At 71.5% G+C, this 25,203-nt stretch carries 23 protein-coding genes, 1 tRNA gene and 1 pseudogene; 14 read left to right on the forward strand and 11 right to left on the reverse strand.

Going from position 1 to position 25,203, the window contains the following annotated elements; all coding sequences use genetic code 11:
- The first annotated feature begins 89 nt into the window (after positions 1-89).
- A complete protein-coding gene (locus tag AC3CH1_RS00495) occupies positions 90-977 on the forward strand; it encodes an SIS domain-containing protein (protein WP_488461001.1) in 888 nt (295 codons plus the stop codon).
- A gap of 50 nt (positions 978-1,027) precedes the next feature.
- Positions 1,028-1,897, forward strand: coding sequence for a class II fructose-bisphosphate aldolase (locus AC3CH1_RS00500; RefSeq protein WP_488461002.1), 870 nt, complete (start codon positions 1,028-1,030; stop codon positions 1,895-1,897).
- An 86-nt stretch (positions 1,898-1,983) separates the two neighbouring features.
- On the opposite strand, the gene AC3CH1_RS00505 is transcribed toward AC3CH1_RS00500, so the two are convergent.
- The 5 genes from AC3CH1_RS00505 to AC3CH1_RS00525 all read right to left on the reverse strand — a co-directional run bounded on the left by AC3CH1_RS00505 (position 1,984) and on the right by AC3CH1_RS00525 (position 7,683).
- A complete protein-coding gene (locus AC3CH1_RS00505; protein ID WP_488461003.1) occupies positions 1,984-3,021 on the reverse strand; it encodes a hydroxyacid dehydrogenase in 1,038 nt (345 codons plus the stop codon).
- On the reverse strand, positions 3,018-3,941 hold the full coding sequence (locus AC3CH1_RS00510; RefSeq protein ID WP_488461004.1) for a carbohydrate ABC transporter permease: 924 nt from the start codon (positions 3,939-3,941) through the stop codon (positions 3,018-3,020). Before AC3CH1_RS00510 ends, AC3CH1_RS00505 begins: the two co-directional genes overlap by 4 nt.
- Positions 3,938-4,936 carry a carbohydrate ABC transporter permease gene (locus tag AC3CH1_RS00515; protein ID WP_488461005.1) on the reverse strand — a complete coding sequence of 333 codons (999 nt, stop codon included), beginning with the start codon at positions 4,934-4,936 and terminating at the stop codon, positions 3,938-3,940. The genes AC3CH1_RS00510 and AC3CH1_RS00515 overlap by 4 nt, the downstream gene beginning before the upstream one ends.
- Before the next feature lie 80 nt (positions 4,937-5,016).
- Positions 5,017-6,324 (reverse strand): ABC transporter substrate-binding protein, encoded by a 1,308-nt coding sequence (locus tag AC3CH1_RS00520; RefSeq protein WP_488461006.1) that lies wholly within the window; start codon positions 6,322-6,324, stop codon positions 5,017-5,019.
- 222 nt (positions 6,325-6,546) lie between these two features.
- The gene (locus tag AC3CH1_RS00525; RefSeq protein ID WP_488461007.1) at positions 6,547-7,683 is read right to left on the reverse strand and encodes a substrate-binding domain-containing protein; all 1,137 of its coding nucleotides are present in this window, start codon (positions 7,681-7,683) and stop codon (positions 6,547-6,549) included.
- A gap of 399 nt (positions 7,684-8,082) precedes the next feature.
- On the opposite strand from AC3CH1_RS00525, the gene AC3CH1_RS00530 reads away from it, so the two are divergent.
- From AC3CH1_RS00530 to AC3CH1_RS00540, 3 genes are all read left to right on the forward strand, one after another.
- Positions 8,083-10,509 carry a polysaccharide lyase 8 family protein gene (locus AC3CH1_RS00530; protein ID WP_488461008.1) on the forward strand — a complete coding sequence of 809 codons (2,427 nt, stop codon included), beginning with the start codon at positions 8,083-8,085 and terminating at the stop codon, positions 10,507-10,509.
- A 224-nt stretch (positions 10,510-10,733) separates the two neighbouring features.
- Positions 10,734-11,246, forward strand: a complete 513-nt coding sequence (locus AC3CH1_RS00535; RefSeq protein WP_488461009.1) for a DinB family protein — start codon at positions 10,734-10,736, stop codon at positions 11,244-11,246.
- A 117-nt stretch (positions 11,247-11,363) separates the two neighbouring features.
- Positions 11,364-12,107: a transporter substrate-binding domain-containing protein gene (locus AC3CH1_RS00540; RefSeq protein WP_488461010.1), complete on the forward strand. Its 744-nt coding sequence runs from the start codon at positions 11,364-11,366 to the stop codon at positions 12,105-12,107.
- A gap of 120 nt (positions 12,108-12,227) precedes the next feature.
- On the opposite strand, the gene AC3CH1_RS00545 is transcribed toward AC3CH1_RS00540, so the two are convergent.
- Positions 12,228-12,728 (reverse strand): GNAT family N-acetyltransferase, encoded by a 501-nt coding sequence (locus AC3CH1_RS00545; protein ID WP_488461011.1) that lies wholly within the window; start codon positions 12,726-12,728, stop codon positions 12,228-12,230.
- Between the two features lie 470 nt (positions 12,729-13,198).
- On the opposite strand from AC3CH1_RS00545, the gene AC3CH1_RS00550 reads away from it, so the two are divergent.
- A complete protein-coding gene (locus AC3CH1_RS00550) occupies positions 13,199-14,707 on the forward strand; it encodes a hypothetical protein (protein WP_488461012.1) in 1,509 nt (502 codons plus the stop codon).
- 39 nt (positions 14,708-14,746) lie between these two features.
- Here the strand turns inward: AC3CH1_RS00550 and AC3CH1_RS00555 are convergent, their stop codons facing one another.
- Positions 14,747-14,917, reverse strand: a complete 171-nt coding sequence (locus AC3CH1_RS00555; protein ID WP_488461013.1) for a DUF6381 family protein — start codon at positions 14,915-14,917, stop codon at positions 14,747-14,749.
- 155 nt (positions 14,918-15,072) lie between these two features.
- Positions 15,073-15,507, reverse strand: a complete 435-nt coding sequence (locus AC3CH1_RS00560; protein ID WP_488461014.1) for a hypothetical protein — start codon at positions 15,505-15,507, stop codon at positions 15,073-15,075.
- Positions 15,508-15,701: 194 nt separating this feature from the next.
- Between AC3CH1_RS00560 and AC3CH1_RS00565 the strand changes: the two genes are divergently transcribed.
- From AC3CH1_RS00565 to AC3CH1_RS00595, 7 genes and pseudogenes are all read left to right on the forward strand, one after another.
- Positions 15,702-16,196: a helix-turn-helix domain-containing protein gene (locus AC3CH1_RS00565; RefSeq protein WP_488461015.1), complete on the forward strand. Its 495-nt coding sequence runs from the start codon at positions 15,702-15,704 to the stop codon at positions 16,194-16,196.
- Complete coding sequence (locus AC3CH1_RS00570; RefSeq protein ID WP_488461016.1) at positions 16,189-16,575, forward strand: DUF4180 domain-containing protein; 387 nt, start codon at positions 16,189-16,191, stop codon at positions 16,573-16,575. Before AC3CH1_RS00565 ends, AC3CH1_RS00570 begins: the two co-directional genes overlap by 8 nt.
- Positions 16,576-16,897: 322 nt before the next feature.
- Positions 16,898-18,234: pseudogene (locus AC3CH1_RS00575) on the forward strand (hemolysin family protein).
- Entirely contained in the window at positions 18,231-19,247 is a 1,017-nt protein-coding gene (locus AC3CH1_RS00580; protein WP_488461017.1) for a hemolysin family protein, read from the forward strand. The pseudogene AC3CH1_RS00575 and the gene AC3CH1_RS00580 overlap by 4 nt, the downstream one beginning before the upstream one ends.
- Positions 19,248-19,373: 126 nt before the next feature.
- Positions 19,374-19,994, forward strand: a complete 621-nt coding sequence (locus AC3CH1_RS00585) for an L-threonylcarbamoyladenylate synthase (RefSeq protein WP_018961017.1) — start codon at positions 19,374-19,376, stop codon at positions 19,992-19,994.
- A 69-nt stretch (positions 19,995-20,063) separates the two neighbouring features.
- On the forward strand, positions 20,064-20,684 hold the full coding sequence (locus AC3CH1_RS00590; RefSeq protein ID WP_488461018.1) for a hypothetical protein: 621 nt from the start codon (positions 20,064-20,066) through the stop codon (positions 20,682-20,684).
- A gap of 116 nt (positions 20,685-20,800) precedes the next feature.
- Positions 20,801-21,025, forward strand: coding sequence for a hypothetical protein (locus tag AC3CH1_RS00595; RefSeq protein WP_003964170.1), 225 nt, complete (start codon positions 20,801-20,803; stop codon positions 21,023-21,025).
- Between the two features lie 79 nt (positions 21,026-21,104).
- On the opposite strand, the gene AC3CH1_RS00600 is transcribed toward AC3CH1_RS00595, so the two are convergent.
- Positions 21,105-22,781, reverse strand: coding sequence for an ABC-F family ATP-binding cassette domain-containing protein (locus AC3CH1_RS00600; protein ID WP_488461019.1), 1,677 nt, complete (start codon positions 22,779-22,781; stop codon positions 21,105-21,107).
- A 309-nt stretch (positions 22,782-23,090) separates the two neighbouring features.
- Positions 23,091-24,605: a polyprenol phosphomannose-dependent alpha 1,6 mannosyltransferase MptB gene (gene mptB, locus AC3CH1_RS00605; protein ID WP_488461020.1), complete on the reverse strand. Its 1,515-nt coding sequence runs from the start codon at positions 24,603-24,605 to the stop codon at positions 23,091-23,093.
- A 197-nt stretch (positions 24,606-24,802) separates the two neighbouring features.
- Here mptB and AC3CH1_RS00610 point away from each other — a divergent pair.
- Positions 24,803-24,878 (forward strand) — tRNA-Trp (locus AC3CH1_RS00610).
- Positions 24,879-24,893: 15 nt separating this feature from the next.
- Here the strand turns inward: AC3CH1_RS00610 and AC3CH1_RS00615 are convergent.
- Entirely contained in the window at positions 24,894-25,163 is a 270-nt protein-coding gene (locus AC3CH1_RS00615) for a hypothetical protein (RefSeq protein ID WP_488461021.1), read from the reverse strand.
- Between the last annotated feature and the right edge of the window lie 40 nt (positions 25,164-25,203).

Below are 25,203 nucleotides of genomic sequence, written 5' to 3' on the forward strand. Positions count from 1 at the left end.
GGCAGCTTGCTCCCTGTCTGCTTGATATTGCTTGAAATGCTTGCCTAATATGCAGCTTCGAGCATCGACCGCCGGAACAGGGAGCACAGATGACGCACGTGGCTCAGGAGCTGGCCAGTCAGCCCGACTGCTGGCAGGTGGCCGCCGGCATGGCGGACGGGCTCGCCCACCGGCTTCCGGCGGCCGGCGAGCGCATCGCCGTGGTCGGCTGCGGTACGTCGTACTTCATGGCCCAGGCCTACGCGGCCCTCCGGGAGGGCAGCGGCCAGGGCGAGACCGACGCCTTCGCCGCTTCGGAGTTCCCGGCCGGCCGGCCGTACGACCGGGTCGTGGCGCTGAGCCGCTCCGGCACCACGACCGAGGTGCTCGGACTCCTCGGGGAGATCGGTGACACGACCCGCCGCACGGTGGTCATCGGCGACCCCGACACCCCGATGGCGGCGATGGCCGACGACACGATCGTGCTCGAGTTCGCCGACGAGAAGTCCGTCGTCCAGACCCGCTTCGCCACCTCGGCGTTGACCCTGCTCCGCGCCCATCTGGGCCTGCACACCGACGCGGTCGTCGAGGACGCCCAGGTCGCGCTCGCCGAGCCACTGCCCGCCGGCCTCGTGGAGTGCAGCCAGTTCACCTTCCTCGGGCAGGGATGGAGCGTGGGGCTCGCCAACGAGGCCGCGTTGAAGATGCGCGAGGCGGCGCTGGCCTGGACCGAGGCGTACCCGGCGATGGAGTACCGCCACGGCCCGATCAGCATCTCCACCCGCTCCACCGCGACCTGGATGCTCGGCGAGGCCCCGTCCGGGCTGATGGACGAGGTGCACGCGACGGGCGCCCGGTGGGTGGCCGGCGGCCTCGACCCGCTGGCGGAGCTGGTCCGGGTGCAGCGCCTGGCCCTGGCCATCGCGAACGCCCGTGGTCTCGATCCGGACCGGCCGCGCCACCTCACCCGCTCGGTCATCCTCAGCAGCACGGTCTGACGGCTCCGGCCGCACCCTCCCGCCCGACGGTCCCTCACCCCGGAGTCGCCATGCCCATCGCCGCCACCGGCGATCTGATCGCCGAGGCCGCCGCACAGCACCGTGCGGTCGCCGCGTTCAACGTCATCACCCTGGAACACGCGGAAGCCGTCGCCGAGGGCGCGGAGGCGGCTGGATCGCCGGTGATCCTGCAGATCAGCGAGAACGCGGTCGCCTACCACCGGGGCCGGCCGCGTGCGCTCGCGCGCGCCGCGGCGGAGGTGGCCGACCAGGCGGCCGTCCCCGTCTCCCTGCACCTCGATCATGTGCAGTCGACCGAGCTGCTGCACCGGGCGGCGGACTGCGGTTTCAGTTCGGCGATGTTCGACGCCGCCCGGCTCCCGTACACCGAGAACCTGGCGGCCACCCGCGCCGCCGTCGTATGGGCGCACGAGCGGGGCCTGTGGCTGGAGGCCGAGCTGGGGCAGGTCGGCGGGAAGAACGGGGAGCCGGCGCTCGACGCCCATGCGCCCGGCGCCCGTACGGACCCCGACGAGGCACGGTCGTTCGTCGCGGCCACCGGGGTCGACGCGCTGGCCGTGGCGGTCGGCACCTCGCACGCCATGACCTCGCGGGACGCCGTCATCGACCACGGTCTGCTGGGCAGGCTGCGGGAGGCCGTGCCGGTCCCTCTGGTGCTGCACGGTTCGTCCGGGGCCTCCGACGAGGAACTGGCCCGCGCAGTGGCGGGCGGGATCCGCAAGGTCAACATCGGTACCGCGCTCAACATCGCCATGACCGGAGCGATAAGGGAGCGGCTGGCCCGGGACGACCGGAGCGTGGACCCGCGCCGCTATCTGGCGGACGGCCGGGACGCGATGGCCCGCACCGTGGCCCGGATGATCGCCGTCCTGCCTCCGGGTCGGGCGTACGCCGCGTGACGCTGCGCCGGGGGCACACCCGACGGGGCGCGTCCCCCGGCGGACGCTCCCGGCGGACAGGAACGGTGTACGGGTACGCGTGCGGGTCAGGCCTGCTGGTGCAGGGTGCGGGGGTCCACCGCGTGGGCGAACGGCAGACCGTGTGCGTAACGTTCGAGCTCGTCGACGGCGGCGTCGGCGAGTCGGTGGAGTTCGCCGCCCTGGGACCCGGCGATGTGCGGGGTGAGAAGGACGTTCGGCAGGTCGTAGAGGGGTGAGTCGGCGGGCAGGACTTCCGGCTCCGTGTGATCGAGCACGGCGTTCAGGCGCCCGGCGACCAGTTCCTTCACGAGCGCGTCGGTGTCCACCAGGGAGCCGCGTGCGGTGTTGACGAGGGTCGCCCCGTCCCGCATGAGAGCGAGGCGCCCGGTGTCGAACAGGTGACGTGTCGCCGGGAGTTCGGGGGCGTGGATGCTGACGACGTCGCTCTGTGCCGCCAGGACGTCGAGGGTGACGCGCTCCACGCCCAGGGCCCGGGCCCCGTCCTCGTCCAGGTACGGATCGTGGACCAGGACGCGCAGATCGTAGGGGCGCAACAGTTCGACGACGCGGCGTCCGATGCGGGAGGCGCCGACGATGCCCACGGTGCGGCGGTAGTTGCCGACGGCGGGGAACCGCCTCAGGAGGTCCACCCGGGAGCGGGCCTCGCGGTAGACGCGGGCGCTCTCCAGGATCCGCTTGTTGGCGAAGAGGATCGCCGCGACCGTGTATTCGGCGACCGGGAAGGCGTTGGCCGTGGCGGCGGTGCTGACGGCGATGCCCCGGTCCCAGACGTCCTGGGTGATGTGGTGCTTGACGGAGCCGGCGGCGTGGACGACCGCGCGCAGCCGGGGCATGGCGCTCAGGGCCGCCGGGCCGAGCGGCGGGCAGCCCCAGCCGGTGAACAGGACCTCGGCCTCGTGGAGCCCGGTGCGCTGGGCGGGGTCGTCGGCGCCGAAGTCGGTGACGAGGAGGCCGGGGACGAGGTCGGCGACGCGGGTGAGCCGGTCCAGGGCTTCCGGCGCCAGGATCGCCGCGCGGGTCTCGCCGCTCATCGCCAGGACGGTGCGGGGGCGGGTCCGCTGGGGCGCGGCGGAGTGGCTCACTTGACGGCTCCTGCGGTGAGGCCCGAGCGCCAGAAGCGCTGGAGGCAGAGGAAGGCGACGATCAGGGGGACGACGGCGACGAGCGAGCCGATGATGACCAGCGGGTATAGCTCGGGCTGCTGGTAGACGTTCTGGTTCCACATGTAGAGGCCCAGGTTGACCGGGTAGAGCCGGTCGTCGTTGAGCATCATCAGCGCGCCGTAGAAGTTGTTCCAGCTCGCGGTGAAGGAGAACAGGAAGATGGTCACGAAGCCGGGTGCCAGCATCGGCACGGCGACCCGGGTGAAGGTCCGCACCTCCCCCGCCCCGTCCATCCGGGCCGCTTCCAGGACCTCGTCCGGTACGTACCCCTCGGAGAAGACGCGGGCCAGGTAGACGCCGAACGGGTTCACCAGACTGGGGATCAGGACGGCCCAGTAGGTGTTGACGAGGCCCAGTTCGGAGGCCATGAGGTAGAGGGGGAGCTGGACGACGGTCGAAGGGATGAGGACGCCGACGAGGACGACCCCGAACCACCTCTCCCGGCCGCGGAAGGCGTACTTGTCGAAGGCGTAGCCGCAGGCCACGGAGATGAGGGTGGAGAGCCCGGAGGCGACGACGGTGTACAGGAGGCTGTTGAGCAGCCAGCGGACGAAGACCCCGTCGTTGTAGTCGAGGAGGGCGTTCAGATTGGCCAGGAACTGGAAGTCGCCGAGGCTGAACGGGTTGGTGGCGAACAGGTCCCGGTAGCTCTTGGTGGAGGCGATGAGGAGCCAGGTCAGCGGCATCAGGGTGTAGACGGCGACGACGGCGAGGACGCCGTTGACCATGACGCGGGAGGTGACCCCCCGGCCCCGGCGGTCGGGCGGCGGGGCGGAGCGGTCTCCGGCGCGACGGGGCGGCGTGGGCGGTGCGTCGGGGGTGGCTGTCTGGGTGCTCATGAGGCCTTCCACCGGTTGCCGAGCTTGGTGACGACGAAGGACAGCAGACCGGCGACGAGGGCGAGCAGGAGGGAGCTCGCGGCGGCCAGGCCGTAGTCGTGGCCCTTGAAGGCCGCGGTGTAGATGAACATGGTCGGCGACCAGTCCTCGCCCATGGTGTTGGCGCGCAGCTGTACGAGTTTGGGGGCGTCGAAGAGCTGGATGGCGCCGACGCACGTGAACAGCAGGGTCAGGACGACGGTGGACCGGATCATCGGAATCTTGACCTGGAGGGCGGTGCGCAGGGCTCCGGCTCCGTCGACGGTCGCCGCTTCCAGGACCTCGCGGGGAACAGCCTGGAGACCCGCGTAGAAGATGACCATGTTGTAGCCGATCCACTGCCAGGCGGAGATGTTGACGACCGAGAAGATCGCCTCGTCCTGGCCGAAGAAGTTCCACTGGGCGCCGAGCGCGTCGAGGGCTTCGGTGATCGGACTGAGCCCCGGCGTGTAGAGGTAGAGCCAGATCAGCGACGCGATCAGGCCGGGTACCGCGTGCGGCAGGAAGTAGGCGATCTGGAAGAAGCGCCGGGCCCGCGCCATGGTCGAGTCGACGAGCAGGGCCAGGATGAGCGCACCGCCGACCATGGCGGGGATGTAGAGCGCGATGTTGCCGAACGAGCGGAGGAACGCCTCGTTGCCCAGGGCTTCAATGAAGTTGCCCAAGCCGGCGAAGACCCGCTCGGTGCCGCCGAATCCCAGGCCGGAGGACTCCTCGCGGTAGAGGCTCATCCAGGCCGCGTAGAGCATCGGCAGGACCGTGACGGCGGTGAACAGGGCGAAGAACGGGATCGTGAACAGGGCGACCGCCCGACGCTGTCCGCGTCGGGCGCCGGGACCGCCCGACTTTCCCGGTCCGGCGGAAACGGCCGGACCGGCGGGGACCGCGGGCCCCGTGGGCGGCGGCGCGGTCTGGGGCGCCGGGGTCTTGGCCGGCCGGGCGAGTGGGGCTGCCACTAGATGTTCCTTCGGCTGGATGGAGTGGGCGGGGAGAGGGGCGGGCTGCCCGGCACGGTCTGTCCCGAGCAGCCGAGCGGCTACTTGTCGAGCTTCAGACCGCGGTCGGTGACCGCCCTCTCGCCCTTCGCCTGGCCGGAGCTGAGCATCTTCGTGTGGTCGCTGCCCGCGGCCATCTGCGCCGAGACGACCTGCTGCTGCACCGGGCCCCAGGTCCAGCCGGGCACGATGGTGTCGGCGGCCTCGCCGGCCACGGCGTAGACGTCCTGGCCGGCGAAGTAGGAGGTGTCGAACTCCTTCGCCGCCGCGGCGCGCATGCCCTCGTTGGCGGGCAGGGCGCTGCTCGGGGCCTTGAGGGAGCCGAGGCGGGCGGTCATGGCCGCGGGGTCGGTGGTGACCCACTTGATGAACTCGGCGGCCGCCTCGGTGTGTTCGCTGCCCTTGGGCACGATGTAGGAGGTTCCGCCGTACATGCCGGTGCTCGGCTTGCCGTCCCAGGTGGGCAGGGGGGCTATGCCCCACTTGCCTTTGCTGTCGGGGTAGCTGACGGGGAAGGTCCCGGCACTCCAGGCGGCTCCGATCACGGTGGCGACCTTGCCGGTGGAGCGCTCCTTGGCCTCGCCCTCGCCCCAGAGCGGGGTCTTCGACGCGAGGCCGTCGTCAAGGAGGTCGTCCCAGTAGGCGGCGACCTTGCGGGAGGCCGGGTCGTCGATGTTCACCTTCCAGGCGTCGCCGTTGGTGCCGTACCACTGGGCGCCGGCCTGCCAGGCGAGGCCGGAGAGCAGGGCGGGGTCGCCGCCGCCGAAGTTGGTGATGGCGACGTCGGGGTCGGCCCGCTGGATCTTCTCGGCGGCCGTACGGTATTCGGCCCAGGTCGTCGGCACCTCGACGCCGTGCTTATTGAACAGGTCCTTGCGGTAGAAGAGCTGGATGGGCGTGACGTCGAACGGGACCGCCCAGGTGGAACCGCCCAGGTTGACCAGGGACTGGACCGCCTCGGGGAACTCCTTCCTCACCAGCTCCCCGGAGGTGGGCGTGAGGTTCACCAGGTTGCCCTCGCTGGCGTACTCGGGCAGGGCGGAGTAGTCCATGGTGGCCACGTCGGGGGCGTTGCCGCCCTTGACCGCGTTGGACAGCTTGGTGACGCCCTCGGGTCCCGCGGGCACCAAGGAGAACGTGACCTCGATGCCGGTCTGCGTCTTGTTGAACGCCTCGGCCGTCTCCTTGGCGCCCAGCGCGGAGGACCAGAAGGTGAGGGTGACGGGCTTGCCGTCGCCGGGACCCGAGGCGTCCGACCCTGACCCGCCGCCGCAGGCGGTGACGAGCAGGGCGAGTGAGGCGGCGGACGCCGCGAGGGCGAGGCGGGACGTGCGGGCGTTACAAGGCATGGGCCGACTCCTACGGGACCTCGAACTGCGGGAGATGAGGTGAACGGCACACATCATTTTGCGCAGAAGTGATCGCCGTCAAGAGCAAATGAGCAATTCAATCGAATCGATCATCTACGAGTCCGAGTCCCAGTTCCGAGCCGACGCCGCCCTGACGCCCGAAGAGCCGTACCCGCAGGGCCTGTTGACCCGGGCACGGCTCCTCGCACGGCACTTCTTCCGTCAGGGGGCGGCGGCCACCGCCCCACAGGAGACCCGGATCCGCAGGCTGGGCAGGATGTCCAAGTGCCTGCGGGCGGCGGAACTCCGGCCCGCCTCCCCGGCCCTCGGGTCCGTCCCGCCGGGCTCCGTCACACCCAGGCGGTCCAGCAAAAGCCGGGCGGCGGCGGCCCCCACGGCGTGCTTGTCCGGGGCCACGGCGGTGAGCGGCAGGTCGGCGAGGCCGGCGACCTCGTCGTCGTACGCGATCACCGCGAGGTCCTCGGGCACCCGCACGCCCCGGGCCTGGAGCCGTGGGATGAGCACGATCGCGTCCGCGTCGCTGTGCACGATCGCGGCGGTCACGTTGCCGCTCGCCACGGCCTCGCACAGGTACTCCAGGGTCCGCTCGAAACGCTTCGCCTCCGACCTCGACGGAGCCTCGTCCAGCGGCGCGGCCGACACCGGGGTCAGCCCCAGCGCCTCCACGGCGGCCCGGTATCCCACCCGGAGCCGGGGAGCGGTCGGGCTGTCCTGCACGGCGAGCGCGATCGCCCGATGCCCGAGCCCGGCCAGGTGCGCCACCGCTTCGGCCGCGCCGTGCGCATGATCCGATCGCACCCGGTCCAGGCCCGCCGCCGGATGGCCGAGGGGCGCCGAACGTTCCACCAGGACGACCGGGACCTCCTGCTCCACCGCCCACAGCCCCTCGCCCTGCTCGGGGCAGCCGCGCTCCCAGCTGGGCGTCAGCAGGAGCCCGTCGGCGCCGGTGGACAGCAGTCGGCGGGCCTGGGCCGCGTCCTCGTCGGGGAGGTAGCGGGAGAGCCCGATCGTCAGGCGGGCGCCGGCGGCCTCGACGGTCTGCCGGGCGCCGCGCACGACGTCCGCGTAGTAGTACTCGGTGGTCGGCACCACCATGCCCACCACCAGCCCTTCGGCGGGGAGCGCGGCGGCGGGGGCGGGCCGGGACTGCCCGGCGGGCCACACCACCGCGCCGTGCAGCCGCTCCACCAGGCCCTGCGCGGCGAGCGCCTCGACGTCCCGGCGCAGGGTGACGGCGGACATGCCGAGCTCCTCGGCGAGTTCGGCGACGCGCAGGCTGCCGCGCTCGCGGACGAGCTCGAGCACCCGCTCGTGGCGCTGGTCGACGTGCAGTCGCATGGATCCCCCTGGACTCGGAAACGGCTGGGCTCGGGCCTGACGGTGTTCCGGCGGCCGATCGGCCGCCGGACGGGCGACGGAACCGCTCGGACTTCCGTTCCCGCACGGTGCCTCCCGGGCCCGTCCGGCATGCCTCAACCATATCGATCACATCCGCTCGAAACGATCCGAACGAGATTTTGCCCTGGCGCGACGGGCGCACGCCGGTTCACGGCCGGACCGGACATACACACCCCGAGAATCGATCGATACGATCAATTCAGCCAAATTCATTGAGCGAGTGGTCTGGCGGCTGCTAGAAAGTGCCCGCCCGCTCAGAACAGTCGGATCCCGGGAACAGTTCAGCGCACCGCGCGCCGGGTTCCCGGCGGAGACACGTCACCGACCCGGAGCTCCCCCATGACTTCTGCCTGGTCCCGCCGTACCTTCCTGGCCACCTCGGCGGCGCTCTCCGCCGCGGGCGGCGGAGCGCTGACGCTCGCCACGCCCACCGCCGCCACCACCGTTACCGCCACCGAGAACGAGAACGATGCGTACGCGGCGCTCCGCGCCACCTGGAGCACGCTGATCCTCGGCGAGGGATTCAGCCCGACCGCCGAACCCTTCAAGAGCCGACTGGCCGATCTCGGCGCGAAGGCCTCGCGCCTGCTGGAGACCATGGCGCCGGCGGAGGGCTCGCTCTGGCCCGACGCCGTGTTCGCGGATCCGGACCCGGACACGGACGCCGAGTCGTACGTCCTGTCGGGACGGATGGCCGACAGCTTCGTCCGCCTGAACACCCTGGCCCAGGCCTACCGCCAACAGGGCACCGGCCTGACCGGGAACACGGGGCTGCGCGACGCGGTGCTCACCGGACTGGAACATCTCAACACCCAGGTCTACAACGACGGCCGGGACCGGTACGGAAACTGGTACAGCTGGCAGATCGGCGCGCCTCAGGCCCTGCTGGACGTGTGCGTGCTGATGTACGACGCCATCGCGCCGGAGCGGCTCACGCGCTACTGCGCCGCCGTCGACCACTTCGTACCGGACTCGGCGGTCGCCTCGTACACCGGGACCAGCACCGGGGCGAACCGGGTCGACCTGTGCCGGGTCCTGGCCCTGCGCGGGGTCGTCGGAGGGAACGCGGCGAAGATCGCACTGGCCCGGGACGCCCTCTCCCCCGTCTTCCCGCTGGTGACGCAGGGCGACGGTCTGTACGCCGACGGCTCGTTCATCCAGCACACCACCGTGCCGTACACCGGCAGCTACGGATCGGTGATGCTCGGCGGACTCGGGCTGCTGTTCGCACTGCTCAAGGGAACCACCTGGGAGGTCACCGACCCGAAGCGGCAGGTGGTGTTCGACGCGGTGGAGAACGCCTGGGCCCCGTTCCTCTTCAACGGCCTCGTCATGGATGCCGTCGCGGGGCGTGCCATCAGCCGGGGCGAGGTCGACGACCACCGGCGCGGACACCCGATCCTCGCCTCCGTCGTGCTGCTGGGCCGGGGCGCGTCGGACGCGGAGAACAACCGGTGGCGGGGGCTCGTCAAGGGCTGGGCGCGGCGCGACTACTACAGCCCACCGCTGAGCAACCCCTCCCTCGCGCTCACCGCGCTGGCCCGGATCAAGGACGTCCTGGACGACACCTCGCTGACTCCGGCCCCCGAGCCGGAGGGCCACCGGCTCTTCCCCGACACAGCGCGGGCCACCCACCGCCGTCCGGGCTGGGCGGCGTCGCTGAGCATGGCCGACCGGCGGATCACCTACTACGAGACCGGCAACGGCGAGAACCTGCGCGGCTGGCACACCGGGTCGGGGATGCTCTCCTGGTGGGGCGACACCTTCGCCAACGGCCAGTACAGCGACGCCTTCTGGCCCACCGTCGACCCGTACCGGCTGCCCGGCACCACGGCCTCGCGCAAGGTGCTCGCCGACGGAGCGGGCGGCGACTGGGGCACCTCGCTCCCCGATGTGAACTGGGTCGGCGGAGTCACCGACGGGAAGCGGGCCGCCGTGGGCCAGTACCTCAAAGGGCTCTCCAGCACGCTGATGGCGAAGAAGTCGTGGTTCTTCCTCGACGACACCGTCGTGTGCCTGGGCGGGGGCATCCACGGCCGCGACGGCGCGGCCGTGGAGACGACCGTCGACAACCGCAATCTAGGACCGACGGGCAACGCCCCGTTCACCGTCGACGGCTCGGTGAAACCTCTTACGTTCCCGTGGTCGGCGACCCTGACCGGAGCGTCCTGGGCGCATCTCGCCGGTCATGGCGGCTACGTCTTCCCGGGCGGGACCACCGTGAAGGCACTGCGGGAGAACCGGACGGGCCGCTGGCGCGACATCAACACGGCGGGCTCCACGGATCCGGTCTCCCGGACATACCTCACGCTCTGGTTCGACCACGGCCAGGACCCGTCGGACGCCACGTACGCGTACCAGCTCCTGCCCGGCGCGTCCGAACAGCGCACGGCGGCACGGGCGGCGGACAGCGGCTGGCTGCGGGTGCTCGCCAACACGGACGATCAGCAGGGGGTGACGGTCCCCTCGCTCGGACTGACCGCCGTCAACTTCTGGTTCGGCGGGAGCGTCGGGCCGCTGGTGGCGGACGCCCCGTGCTCGGTGATGGTCACCGAGCACGCCGACGGAACGGCGACGGTATGCGTGAGTGACCCCATGCGGATGCGGACGAGCCTGACGCTCACGTGGCAGCGGGCCGTCGCCTCGGTCCTGTCGAAGCCGGCGACGGTGGCATCGGCGACCACGGGGGCGGCGCTGCGCCTCGTCTTCGGCGACCTCTCCGGGACGCGCGGGGCGACGCAGACGGTCAAGGTACGGCTGTCCTGAACCGCGTCGGCGGTGGGTTCCGGTGCGTGAGTCCAGGCACGAACCGTTCGCCGGGGCGCCTGGGCCGGCCTCTCGGCGTGGCGCAGCAGCGTCATCCGCGAGTCTCGCGTCGCGATGGCGGCCGCGTACGGGGCCGGGTCTGCGGCGCGGGGCCTCCAGGAGGCGGCCGTTCGGCAGGCGTCGGCCGGTCATACTGTCGGCCGGAACACGGAGCGGAGAACATCATGACGGATGACGACCGGATCGCGCCTCCGCTGCTGGGGAGCGAGCGCGAGACGCTGCGGGCCTTTCTCGACTACCAGCGGGACACGCTCGCCAGGAAGTGCGCGGGGCTGGACGACGACGAGTTGCGCCGACGGTCGATGCCGCCGTCCACCTTGTCCCTGCTGGCTCTGGTGCGGCATCTGGCCGAAGTGGAACGCGCCTGGTTCCGGCGGGTGTTCGAGGACGAGGCGGCCCCCATGGTGTGGTCCGCGAAGCCCTTCGACTTCCAGGCGGCGTACGACGCGAACGCCTCGACCCGGGCCGAGGCGTTCGCCGCCTGGGAGGCCGAGGTGGAGAACTCACGCCGTATCGAACGGGAAGCGGCCTCACTGGATCTGGTGGGGCGTCAGCCGCGCTGGGCGAAGGAGGTCTCGCTGCGCATGGTCATGGTGCACGTCCTACTGGAGTACGGCCGCCACAACGGTCACGCGGACCTGCTGCGGGAAGGGGTGGACGGCACGGTGGGGGCCTGAGGCCCCGGAGGGCAGCCGGACCCGCGTCCGGTGGCAGAGGGGCAGCCGGCCGGTGCGTCCCTCGGGCCGTTCCGTACGCCCCCCGACCGCGGTGGGCCCACTCGTAGACTCGGCGCCATGACTCGGCAGCCGGCGTCTCCCGCCCTCGCCCGCACGTTCGCGCCCGGCGGCGCCCTGCGTGCCTCGATCAACCTCGGCAATCCGATCCTGGCCCACCGGGATCCGGCGAGCGGAGAGCCGGCCGGGGTCTCCGTCGACCTCGCGAGGGAGTTCGGGCGGCGGCTCGGGGTGCCCGTCGAGCTGGTGGCCTTCGAGAGGGCCGCGCTGTCGGTCGACGCGGTGCGGGCCGAGCGGGCGGACATCGGCTTCTTCGCGGTCGACCCCGCACGGGGCGAGGGGCTCCGGTTCACCGCCCCGTACGTCCTCGTCGAGGGCGCGTATCTGGTGCCTGAGGCGTCCCCGGCCTCCGAGAACGGCCAGGTGGACCGCGAGGGCACCCGGATCTCGGTCGGTGCCGGGTCGGCGTACGACCTCTTCCTCACCCGCGAGATCCGCCGGGCCGAGATCGTCCGGCTGGAGGGCGCCCCGCGCGCGCTCGCCGCCCTGCGGGCGGGTGAGGTCGAGGTGGCGGCCGGTATCCGGCGGTTGCTGGAGGCCGAGGCCGCGCGGGCCGGGGGCGTGCGGGTGCTGCCGGGGCGGTTCATGGTGATCCGGCAGGCCATGGGGGTGCCGGCCGGGCGAGGGGCTGCGGCGCAGGAGCTGATGGCGTCGTTCGTGGAGGAGATGAAGGCGGCCGGTTTCGTCGCCGACGCCCTGAAGCGTCACGGCGTGGAGGGCGCGATCGTGGCGCCCGCGGGCTGAACCCCCCGCCGGGCCGCCGCCGTTCTGCGGGTGTGGCGACGGGGACACCGATGGCGAGCCGGCCGGGGCGGGCATCGGGCGGCTCTGCGGTCCGGCCGGGCGAAGGGCGCGCACCTCGCCTCAGCGGTGACGGGTCAGCACGCGGGTGGTGCTGCCGTCGTCCTCCTCGATGTCCCTCGTGTGCTCGAAGCCTATTTTGCGCAGCAGGGTCAGCGAGGCCTCGTTCGCGGCGGCGACCGTGGCGTGGACCTCGGTCAGTCCGAGGGCGCCGAAACCGTGGGCGACGACGGCCTGTGCCAGCTCGGTTCCCAGGCCGGATCCCCATGCGGTGGGGGCCAGGGCATAGATGATCTCGTGGCCGTCGACGGCATCGGTCCGCTTGATCTCGGCGTGCCCGACGAGGGTCCCGCCGCGGCGCACAGCCCAGACGGAGAACAGGTCCTGGGCGTAGACCCTGGTGAAGACCCGCCCGAACAGGGCCCGGTCCTCCGCCTCGGTAGAAGGGCCGTCACCCATCCACCGGGACACCTCGGCGTCCTGGAACAGGGCGACGAAGTCCTCTTCGTCCTCGGGGGCGTACGGCTCCAGCAGGAGCCTATCGGTGCGCAGAGTCGGGGTCACGGCGCGTGACGCTACCGGGGCGACGGCCGCCCGGGCAATCGACCTCTGCCGCACACCGGCGAGACGCCGGCAGAAGCACGAGCGCCCTGCCGTCCCGACGGAGGATCATCCACTCTAACGGGGTAATGCCTGACAGATCACGGGACAGTACCTTGGAGATGGCAACGAAGAAGACAAGTGACCGGGCATCAGATAGGTCAAGGTCCAAACGCCCGGAGCGGTTTGCCGCAGAGCGGAATCGCAGAAGTGGGCCGACCTGGCCCCTTCCCTCTCCCACCCCAAGGACATGACCGGCTGCGGGAACACGCAGCCGGATGACGGTCGACGCGTCATGTCGGACACACCCGCGGCGAACGGGCCGCCGGACGGTCTTCTCCCACTCGTCTTCTTCCACTCCTCTTCTTTCACTCCCCGGCCGCACGGAGCTCAGCGAAACCACCAACACCCCTTCCTCTCCATGGAGTTGACCCATGAGCGCATGCGGCTGCGGGCAGTCCCCGATCACCATCGGCGACTGTCGGCCCTCCCGACCGGCCTGCCCTCCCGCGGCTTGTCCCGGCTCCGAGCCGTGCGAGCACTGCGAGACGACACCCCTGCGCGATTCCGCGCCGTACCGGGTCGCAGCGACCGCGAGCACCACCGACCCGACGCCGTACTACACCCTCGCCAACACCCATGCCGCACTGGACCCTGTCGTCGCCCAGACCATCCTGAACAGTGGCACGGGCATGTTCCCGGCCGACGACGGGACGCACAACGGCCAGCACACCTGGCTCGCCGGCGTCGTGCACATCGACCCCGCGTCACTGCGTGGCAACCCCACCCACGTCACGATCAGCGCCTCGGTCCATGTCCACAACGACGGCCGGAACCCGGCCTGCCGGCTCTACGGCCGCTTCGCCCTGTGGAACGGCGCGACTCCGGTCCGCACCGATCTCCTGGGCCCACCCGATCTGCCGGCGGGTGGAGACGACAACGGCGTGATCCCCCCGACCACCGTGCCCCTCGCCGACGTCCTCGCGGGAAGGATCGTCGTCGAGCTCAACCTGGAGACAGGTAACGACGAAGCCTGCCGAGTCGGCCCCAAACAGTGGACGGTCGACAGCTTCGTCCTCACCGTCCAGGCGTCCGCCCCGGGCTGCGGCAGACCGTTCCTCCGTACGACCTGCCGCAACTGCGCCGGGGCGGTCACCTGCACGACCGACACCCTCGACGGCTCGACCCCCTACGCCCCGGTCCCGCCGGTCGTCCCGGTCGCCTCCTGCCAGGACGGCTGCGCCACGGTCCGCCCCCCGTGCATCTCCACCGACCGGGACAACGCCGTCACCCGGGGCAGCGACGGGTGTCTGTACGCACCCGACACGCCTTCTCTGGACCCCTCCCCGTGCAATGCCGCACGGAACACGACCGGCGGGCTACTCGTGCCGCGGGTCGACCTGACGGGTCTCGCTCCCGGCGGCAACAGCGGCATCGAACGGTCCGTGGACATCGATATCACCGGGGCGCCCGGCTGCCCCGAGAGGTGGGAGATCGGCGCCCGCCTCACGCCGGTCAGCGGGTTCCTCAACACCGAGCGGCAGCACGCCGACCTCCTGGCCCGGGTCGGTACCGACGTACCGATCCCCGAGTCCGACATCGTGCTCCCGGAAGCCGGCGTCTACCACATCGACAGCGACGTGCGGTACGCGCTCGGTTCCGCCACCGGCGGCAGCGGCTACATCATCGGCTGGCTCAGGGACGAGACCACGGACACCTTCCTGACGAGCTTCACCCAGGTCGCGGCGATCAACGCGGCGAGGCAGGAGCAGCAGGGCGGGACCACACACATCATGACCGAGTACACGGTCGCCTCCGGTCCCCGGACGGTCCGCCTGCATCTGATGTTCGTCCTCACCGGCGGCAAGATCTCCGACGCCGAGGCCGGCGGCACCGACAGCAATGGCGCGACCCGGATGCGCTTCCTCAAAGTCAGGGATTAGGAGGTGGTCGCGCGTGAACGCGACCACCTCGACGGGCCTTCAGGAGGGGCGGGTCTCGGCCGTCGGCTCCTCGCGCAGCAGCCGCAGCGCCTTCTCCCGCAGCCGCTGCCGGTGCTCGGGGTCGGTCGCCCGGTCCGCGGCGCGGCCCAGCTCCTCGGCGCGTTCACGGTTGCGGCGGGCTCGCTCCAGCGGGGTGTCGTACAGGTTCATGGGGGGGTGTCCTCCGTCTTCGGTCCTCCGTCGGCAACCAACGTTGCGTGCACGACCGGAGCCCCAGCGTCACCGGAGTCCGTCCGGTCCGCATCTCGTGCGGCTACGTTCGGTGACGGCGGGAGGGCGGGTTGCCGGAGGACGGCGCCCTCCTGTCACTCGGCGGCGTGGTCCGGATGCCCCTCGGTCCGCCTGGTCGCTTTCATCTCCGCCTCGTAGAGGTGGTCGCGGCCCTCGGCGAGCGCCTGCCTGATCTCTCGTTCGATCGCCCGGAACCCGTCGTAGTACGTGGCGTTGTACTCCTCGACGATCTGGAAGGTCCAGTGTCCGGGGATCACGTTGCGGCCGAGGATCTCCCGTTCGACCCGCTCGGCGTGTTGTCCGTGCCCCGCGGCGCGGAGCAGTCGTACGGCGTCGTCGAGCGTGAGGTCGGCGCTCCCGGTGAGCTGATGGAAGTCGTAGAGGGCGCCGCGGGCACGCTCGACGGTCTCCAGCGCCTTCGAGAGCGCCCCGAGGGCCTCGACGGTCGTGTCGGTCACGCCTTCGGGTCGCTGGTGCCGCGCATCGGGCGGCCGGTTTTCGGGGTGCATGGGATTCCTTGTCCGCGGGCGGGCCGTTCGTTTCCCGTCCCGCTACCGGGGCTTTCCCACTGTCCTACCCAGGGCTCCGTCGCACCTGCCGAATACGTCCGTGCCAGGTAATCACACCCCGCAATGTTCCCTAAACAACGCTATCCTTGCGCAATGGAGGACGCTAAGAGATGTTTGACGTAAGGTACTGAACTATGGGGAATGATGAGCGGGAGCTCTACTCGGTCGGCGAGGTGGCCGAGCTGTTGGGACTCCATGTGCGGACCGTCCGGAACTACGTACGCGACGGCCGGCTCAAGGCTGTCCGGATCGGCAAGCAGTACCGGATCTACAAGGAGGATCTGGCCGCCCTGACCGGTCGGCCGGCCGACGACACCGCCCCGGAACCGGCATCCGCGCCGAGGCACGTCGAGGCGTCCAGCATCGTGCAGATCGACGCGCTCGGTCCGGACGCCGCGCACCGGCTGAGCACGTTCGTCACGGCGGGCGCGCAGTCCCGGCGGGAAGCGTCGGACCCTCTGCGCGTCCAGACGGTCTACGACGAGGAGCGGACCCGGATGAAGATCGTCATTCTCGGCGGCGCCGCCGCCACCGCCGATCTGCTGCACCTGATCGATGGCCTGCTGGGTCCGGACAGCGGCCTGTTCACCTCGGCCTCCACGTCCGCACCGGGGGCGGACCGTGCCTGACGTCGTCGAGTACCACGGCGTTCCGGTGCTGGTGTGCGACGCCGCCGGAGTCACCATCGCCGACGTTCAGGACGCCCTCGACCATCTGATCGGGGCCGCGTTCGCGTGTGCGGAGGTGGTCGCGGTGCCGTCCGCGCGGCTGGACGACCGCTTCTTCGACCTGAGCACCGGCCTCGCCGGAGCCATCCTGCAGAAGTTCGCGAACTACCGGCTCCACCTGGTCGTCCTCGGCGACATCGGCCATCACCTGTCGGCCAGTTCGGCCCTCCCCGACCTCGTCCGCGAGGCCAATCGGGGCCGGGACATCTGGTTCGTGCCGGACCTGGACACTCTCGCCGACCGGCTGTCCCCGAACGGGGCCGGACCTCCATCCGCCTGAGGGCAGCTGTCTCCGAGACGGAGCTCACCGGGCAGAACCTCCCGAGAAGCACGGAGGCTCCCCAGCACCTGCCCCCCCCACCCGCAGTTCCGGCCATCGAGATCCCGGACGCCGCGGCCCCCCGGGCGGCACTCCGTGTGACACCCGCCACTCCCCATTGCTTTGCGTTCCCTTTACTATCTATGGGGCGGGTTCACACCCGCCTTCCACCGTCGATCCCGACGACCCGAACAGAGAAGGAGCTGCGCACCGCAATGGGTGAGCCTCCCAGTACGAACCGTGTCATCCCTGACCCCACGCACCAGGGGACGGAGGTGACACGGTGAGCGAAGTGGCCCTTCTCCTCCTCGCCCTCGCGCTGACACTGGCCTGCGCGGTGTTCGTCGCGGCCGAGTTCTCGCTCACGACCATCGAGCGCAGCGAGCTCGAACGCGCGGTGAAGGCCGGGGAGCGCGGTGCCGAGAGCGCGCTCAAGGCAGCCAAGCGGCTCACCTTCCAGCTCTCCGGCGCCCAGCTCGGCATCACCGTGACCTCCCTGGTCATCGGCATGCTGGCCGAGCCGTCCCTCGCGGTACTGCTGCGAGGCCCGCTGGAGAGCGCCGGACTTCCGGCCGGCGCGTGTCCACGGTCGCCACCCTCCTCGGTGTGGCCGTCTCCACGGTGGTCCTCATGGTCGTCGGTGAGCTGGTCCCGAAGAACTGGGCGATCTCCAGCCCGCTCACGGTGGCCAAGGTCGTCTCGACCCCGCAGCGTGCCTTCACGGCCTGTTTCGCCCCGCTGATCCGGCACCTCAACAACACCGCGAACCGTTTCGTGCGCCGCCTGGGCCTGGAGCCGGCCGAGGAGCTGGCCTCCGCCCGTACGCCGCAGGAACTGATCGCACTCGCTCAGCACTCCGCCCGCGAGGGCGCCATCGAGCAGGACTCGGCCGAGCTGTTCGTCCGCACCCTGCACCTGGCGGAGCTGTCCGCCGAGAACGTGATGACGCCGCGCGTCGACGTCCGGGCGCTGGAGGCGCACGCCACCGCCGCCGACGCCGCCAACCTGACGCTGGCCACCGGCCTGTCCCGCTTCCCGGTCTACCGGGACAGCCTGGACGAGGTCATCGGCACGGTCCACATCCGCGATGTACTCGCCCTGGACGAGTCCGAGCGGGGCCGGACCCCCGTCACGGCACTGGCGACCGAACCGCTCCTCGTACCCGACTCGCTGCCCGTCGACCGGCTGCTCGCGCAGTTGCGCAAGCACCGGACGATGGCGGTGGTGATCGACGAGTACGGCGGTACGGCGGGCGTCGCCACCGTCGAGGACATCGTCGAAGAGGTCGTCGGCGAGGTCCGCGACGAGCACGACCCCCACGAGCGCCCCGACCTCGCACCGGCCGAGCCGCTCGGCGACGGGCGCCCGGTCTGGGAGGCCGAGGGAAGCATCAGGCTGGACCAGCTCGACCGGATCGGCTTCGGCGCGCCGGAAGGCCCCTACGAGACGCTCGCCGGTCTCCTCGCCAACCAGCTGGCCCGCATCCCGGTCCGTACGGACCGGGTGGTGGTCGACGGCTGGCAGTTCGACGTGCTCGACATCGAGCACCACCGGGCCGACCGGGTCCGGATCAGCGCGCCCGCACCGGCGCCGGCGCTCGTGGAGGAGGACGCCCGATGACCGCCATCCAGCTCGCCATCGGCGCGCTCACCCTCCTCACCAACGCGTTCTTCGTGGGCGCGGAGTTCGCCCTCATCTCGGTCCGCCGCAGTCAGATCGAACCGCAGGCCATGCGGGGCAGCCGACGCGCGAAGAGCGCCCTGTGGGGCCTCGAACACCTGTCGGCCGCCATGGCCACCGCCCAGCTCGGCATCACCATCTCCTCGCTGGTGCTGGGCGCCGTCGCGGAACCGGCCATCGCCCATCTGCTGGAGCCGCCGTTCGACGCGGTCGGCGTGCCGGAGGCGCTGGTCCACCCGATCGCCTTCGTGATCGCGCTGACGCTGGCGACGTATCTGCACATGCTCATCGGCGAGATGATCCCGAAGAACATCGCGCTCGCCGCCCCCGTCGCCACCGCGCTGGCGCTGGGGCCGCCCCTCGTCGGCCTGACCCGGGCGCTGCGGCCGGTCATCTTCGGCATCAACGCCTTCGCCAACATGCTCCTGCGGCTCCTCAAGGTCGATCCCAAGGACGAGGTCGCCTCGGTGTTCACCGACGACGAGCTCGTACGGCTGGTCAAGGACTCCAGCGACGCCGGACTGCTGGCCCCGGCCGACGGGGAGCGTCTGCGGGACGCTCTGGAGCTCGGGACCCGGCCGGTCGGCGAGGTGATGGTTCCGCTGAACCGGACCGTCACCGTCGATCTGGGCATCACCCCGCGGGGTCTGGAGCGGGCCGCCGTCGCCTCGGGCTTCTCCCGGCTGCCCGTCACCGGGCCCGACGACGGGCTGCTGGGCTACTTCCACATCAAGGACGCCCTCGGCGTCGCGGAGCGCACGGAGGCGCTGCCCACGAGCGCCCTCCACCCCGTCATCCGGGTCGAGATCGACACCCCGCTCGACGACACCCTCACCGCGATGCGTGCCGCCGGTACGCATCTCGCGGCGGTCGCCGGGGACAAGGGCACGGTCATCGGGTTCGTGACCATGGAGGACGTACTGGACGAGCTGGTGGGGGCCGCCGCGGTCTGACCGGCCCGGCGGTGAACTCCACCGCGCGAAGCGGAAGAAGGGGCGGCCCGTCGTTACGACGGGCCGCCCCCCGCTCTTCCCGGCGCAGGGCTCCGCCGCTCCGGCCCGAGCGCGTAAGCTCGGCGAATGGCCAAGTACTTCGACGTGCACCCCGCAAATCCCCAGCCCCGCACCATCAGCACGGTGGTCGACAGCATCCGGTCCGGTGCGCTCGTCGCGTACCCGACCGACTCGTGCTACGCCCTGGGCTGCCAGTTGGGCAACCGTGACGCCCTCGGCCGGATCCGGTCGATCCGGAACCTCGACGACAAGCACCACTTCACGCTGGTGTGCCACGACTTCGCGCAGCTGTCCCAGTTCGTGCGTGTGGACAACGACGTGTTCCGGGCGGTCAAGGCGGCGACGCCCGGCAGCTACACCTTCATCCTCCCGGCGACGAAGGAGGTTCCCCGCCAGTTGCTGCACCCGAAGAAGAAGACGGTCGGCGTGCGCATCCCCGACCACGTCGTGACCCAGGCCCTGGTGGCCGAGCTCGGCGAGCCGCTGCTCTCCAGCACCCTGCTGCTGCCGGACGAGGAGGAGCCGCTGACGCAGGGCTGGGAGATCAAGGAACGGCTGGAGCACGAGGTGGACGCCGTCATCGACTCGGGCGACTGCGGCACCGAGCTGACCACGGTCATCGACTTCTCCGGCGACGAGCCCGAGATCGTACGCCGCGGAGCCGGGGACACCTCCCGCTTCGAGTAGCCCGCATGGCGGCCCGCCACGCCGGTCGTCGGTCCTCCCCCGCCGCCCGTGACGGGGGAGACTGGTGGCGTGACAGGTGAGCGACTGCGGTTCGACGGCTGGATCGCCGGTGTGGGGACCGCCTCGGGCACCCGGCTGGTGGTCGGCCACTGGCCGCGTTCGCCGTTCGGGGCGTTCAGCGACGTCATGGTCGAGCATCCCGACGGCGTACGGGTCCTCCTGGCCCCGTCCCGGCGGATCGCGGACTTCGTCGCCGCCACGTACCGCTTCGACCGGGTCGAGGTGGTGCCCGTGACCGTGTCCGTCGGCGTCGACACCTGGCTCGTCGAGGCGGGGCCGCTGCGTCTGCGGTTGCGGACGGGCCGCCGCTCCGCCCTCGGCCTGCTGCTGTCCGCCGTACCGGCCCCGCTCGCCCGCAGCCCGCTCTGGGCCGCGCTGTGCGATGGCCCGGCCCGGCTGCTGATGCCCGGCGTACGCACCCTGGGCCGCGCGGGCCCGGGGCGGCGGGAGTGGTACGGGGCGCGGGGGCTGCGGCCGGTCGTGGCCGCGAACGCCGTGCTGGACGGGGTGGGTCTGGGGCGGCTCGCCCCGCTCGATCCGCCCGTCGCCTTCGGGTTCGGCTCCGCCCCGCGCAGGCCCTCCCTGGTGCGCGTCACCACAACGGTGGAACTCACGACCGCAGGGCGCTGAGCCCCTCCTCGGCCCCCGGGGAGGGCACGGGAGCCTTTTCAGGAGCGGCTTCCGCCCACCGTCGGAGGGGTCGGGCCGGGGATGCGAGGGTGCGGGGCGCGTCGCAGGGTGGACCCATGGCAAATCCCCCGATCGTCATCCACCGGCCGACCCCCTCGGGCGGCCGCCGGGTGACCGTGCACTACGAAGGCCGGGACGAGATACTCGGGCTGGCCCACAGCGACCACGACGTGATCGTGTTCCTGAACGAGGCCGGCCTCGAAGAAGCGGACCGGATCCTCGACAATCCGGTCTGGGTGGAGTGGCGGGGCGGGCGGGCCCACCACTACGAGGCCGCCTGAGAGGCCGCATCATGTACGACACAGGGGCCGAGGTCGGCGCCCATCCGGATCTCCTGCTTCTTCGGTCGTGCGGGCGGTGTCACGCCGTGCCCGCCGGGGTCGACTGCGGGCGCCCGAACAGCTCGCGGACCTCATCGGCGTCGGTCTCACGCAGTGCTTCGTCCAGCAGGATCCAGCGGGTGATGCCCACGGAATCCAGGAAGGGCAGATCGTGGCTGGCGATGACGAGCGCGCCCTCGTGGGACTCCAGGGCACTCGTCAACTGCCTCACGCTGGCCAGATCGAGGTTGTTCGTCGGCTCGTCCAGCAGAAGCAGCTGCGGGGCGGGGGCGGCGAGCATGGTCGCCGCGAGGGCGGCCCGGAAGCGTTCGCCGCCCGAGAGGGTGCCCGCCGGCTGCTCCGCGCGGCCCCCCTTGAAGAGGAACCGGGCGAGCTGGGAGCGGATCTGGTTGTCGGTGGTGCCCGGGGCGGTGCGGGCTACGTTGTCGGCGACGCTCAGCTCGTCGTCGAGGACGTCCAGCCGCTGCGGAAGGAACTTCAGCGGCACCGTGGCCGTGGCCTCCCCGGTACTCGGCGCGAGCTCCCCGGTGAGCGCTCGCAGCAGAGTCGTCTTGCCGGACCCGTTACGCCCGACCAGGGCGATGCGTTCGGGCCCCTTCACCTGGAGGCTGCCCTCGCGCAGCCGTCCGTAGGGGAGGCTCAGGTCCCGTACGGTCAGAACGGTGCGGCCCGCGGGTACGGCGGTGTGGGGCAGGCTCACCTTGATCTCGGCGTCCCGGCGAATGGCTTCGGCGGCTTCCTCCCTGCGCTCGCGGGCCTCGTCGAGCCGGTCCTCGTGCAGGCCGCGCAGCCGGTCCCCGGACTCCTGGGCCGAGCGCTTGCGTTCCCCGGCGACGATGCGCGGGGCCTTCCGCTGGCCGTCGAGCTTCTTGTCGTGGCGCTGACGGCGGGCGACCTTGATCCGGGTCTCCTCAAGTTCTCGCTGTTGACGGCGTACGTCGGCGTCCGCGGCGCGCAGCATCCGCCCGGCGGCCTCCTGTTGGGTGGCCAGGGCCTCCTGGTAGGCGGACCAGCCGCCCCCGTACCAGCTGACCGAGCCCGATCGCAGTTCGGCGATGCGGTCGACCCGCTCCAGCAGGTCCCGGTCATGGCTGACGACGATCAGGATGCCGGTGCGCCAGGAGTCGACGGCGTCGTAGAGCCTGCGGCGGGCGAACAGGTCCAGGTTGTTGGTCGGCTCGTCGAGGAGGAGGACGTCCGGGTGTTCCAGGAGCAGCGCGGCCAGCCGCAGGAGGACGGTCTCGCCGCCGGACAACTGCCCGACGGTGCGGTCCAGTTCGACGCCGCCGAGCCCGAGGGAGCCGAGAGTGGCCAGAGCACGCTCCTCGACGTCCCAGTCGTCCCCGATCGTCTCGAAGTGCTCCTCCCGTACGTCTCCGGACTCGATGGCGCGCAGGGCGGCCCGCCGCTCGGCGATGCCGAGGGCCGCGTCGACACGCAGGGAGGTGTCCAGGGTGATGCTCTGGGGGAGGTAGGCAAGGTTCCCGCTGACCGTGACGGACCCCTCCGAGGGGCGCAGCAGTCCGGCGAAAAGGCGCAGCAGGGTCGACTTGCCGGCGCCGTTGGCTCCGGCCAGGCCGGTGCGGCCGCGGGGGACGGTGAGGGAGAGCCCGCCGAAGAGGTTCGTGCCGTCGGGCCACCGGAAGGTGAGGTTGGAGGCTGCCACGGAGGCGCTGGGCGCGGTGGGATGGCTCATGTGGTTCTCGCAGTCGGAAGCGTGGAGGAACGGGGGGCTTCGTATGCGAACAGCACGCGGCGACCCGGCCGTGGCCGGAAGGTGGTGGGAGGAGCAGTCCTGCGAAGGTGAGGGACGGCTCAGCACCGAGGTCGCATCCACGCGGAAGTCACGGGCGGCAGAAATGCCGACAGCGTCGTGACCGTGTACGGGCCAGGGCCGTACCGCGCGATGATCGCGGACCTCAGATGCGCAACGTCCACCTCTATCGGAGACAACAGGACCCGCGCAGCATAGCCGAGGATCTTCCCGGACGTCGAGGGAATGTGTTCAGGGAGCGCTCTGCGGGGCCTGGGCGGGCGAGGCGGTGGCCGCGGAGGTGCCCTGGTTCTCCTCCGAGCCCGCCGGGCCTCCGGGGCCCCGCAGGCCGGGCAGCCGGACGCCGGGCGGCACGACGGGGGTACGCCGGAGCGCGAGGGTGCCGAGGACGGCGGCGAGTCCGGCCAGGACGAATCCGTAGGGCGGGGTGGCGCCCATGGGGTGGGTCTCGTACACCAGCGCCGCCGAGAGCACGATCAGGACGGCGGAGAGGCGGCCGTACTGTTCGGTCGCGGCGACGACGGCCATGCCCCACAGCAGGTACCAGGGCTGGACCATGGGCGAGAGGGCGACCAGGGCGAGCAGGGAGAGGCCGAGGGCGTGGGCCGGCGTCATAACGCCCCGCATCGCACGGCGGGCCAGAACGACGATCACACCGAGCGCCACCGCCAGGCCCAGGGTCTGGACGGCGGACTTGGCGGGTTCCGCGTCGACGCCCAGGAGCGCCTGGGCCAGCTCTCCCAGTCCGAGGCCGATGTCGCTGGTGACGGAGAGCGCGGTGTGGATGTTCGCGGCGACACCCTGGGTGCGGAGCCAGCCGAATCCGGTGCCGCTGACCAGTGTGGCCCCTCCGGCCACCGCGCAGGCGATCAGGCCGGGTGCGAGCAGTCCCTTGGCCCAGCGGCGCCACTGGGGGCCGGTCGCGGACGCGTGCACGAGAACCCCGATAAACAGGAGTGCCACCGCAGCCGGGGACTTCACCATCACGGCGAGGCCGACCAGGGCACTGCCCGCGATCCACCTGCCGCGCAGTGCGAGCACCAGGCCGGCGAGCATCAGGCCGATCATCAGCCCGTCGTTGTGCACGCCGCCGACCACGTGCATCAGCAGCAGCGGGTTGAGCGCTCCCAGCCACAGGGCGCGGCTCTCGCTGCGGCCGTGTTCGCGCGCCAGGCGGCGCAGGGACCAGACGATCAGGGCGAGGGAGACGAGCGCGACGAGCCGCATCGCCAGAACCGCGGGGACGATCATGCCGCCGGTGATCCAGGCGACGGCCGCGGAGAGCAGCAGGAAGAGCGGCCCGTACGGGGCCGGGGTGTCGCGCCAGTGGTTGCCGACGCTCGCGGCGGCGTCGCCGCCGATTCCGCCGGGGTCCAGGGCGGAGGGGCCTTCGGTGTAGACGTCGTGCCCTTCGACGACCATCGAGCCCTGGGCGATGTAGCTGTAGACGTCGGCACTGTAGAGCGGGGGCGCGAGCAGGAACGGGGCCGTCCACCAGGCGAGGGTGACGAGGGTCTCGCGGGCCGTGGAGGCGCTCTTGCCGTACTGCCACCAGGCCACGACGAGCACAGTCAGTCCGACGTAGGCGAGGACGGCCGCAGCCGCCTTCGTGGCGGACCCGTGGTCGGTCCACAGGCCCCAGGGGTCATGGACCGGCAGTTTCCCGGCGAACCAGCCGCCTGCGACGATCGCCAGAGATCCTGCCGCACCCAGCCGTCGGTGCCCGACCGCGCTCAAAGCCCACATGACCGGCCAACCTATCGGACGGCCCGGAGCGGCCCGCAGCGCCTCCCCCGGCTCGCCGGTGTCCCGAACGGAGCCGCCGCGCCGCATCCGGAGCCCCGGCCCGCCGAGGGGCCGGTACGCGCGACGGGGTTCAACGCCGCGCCCACATAAATCTGTTGGCGGCCGGGCCCGCACATGCCAGGCTTCACCCGTAACCAAGGGGCGTAGCTCAGCGGCCAGAGCGGCGGTCTCCAAAACCGTATGTCGCAGGTTCGATTCCTGCCGCCCCTGCCATCACCACCCGGCCCTTCACCGCACGTCGCCGCGCCAGTCCCAGTGGTGGCTGTCCGGTGACCGCGGTCCGTACTCGGCGCGTCCTCCGGGCCCGTAGGCGCCGATCTCGGTGACCAGCCCGACTCCCTCGCGCAGGTCCGCCTCGCCCCAGCCCGTGACGTCGAGCAGCAGACCGTCGAGCGGCCCGCCGACCAGCTCCCGGTAGTCGTGCCCCGGTCTCGGCCCGGGGCGGGGGTCGTCGTGGTCGGTGCCGTACACCCGTCGCTGCCTCATCAGCTCGTCCATGCGGGCAGCATCCCACCGGGCACTGACAACGGCTCGGTAC

This window comes from Streptomyces sp. MGP-P1 (genome assembly GCF_057766565.1).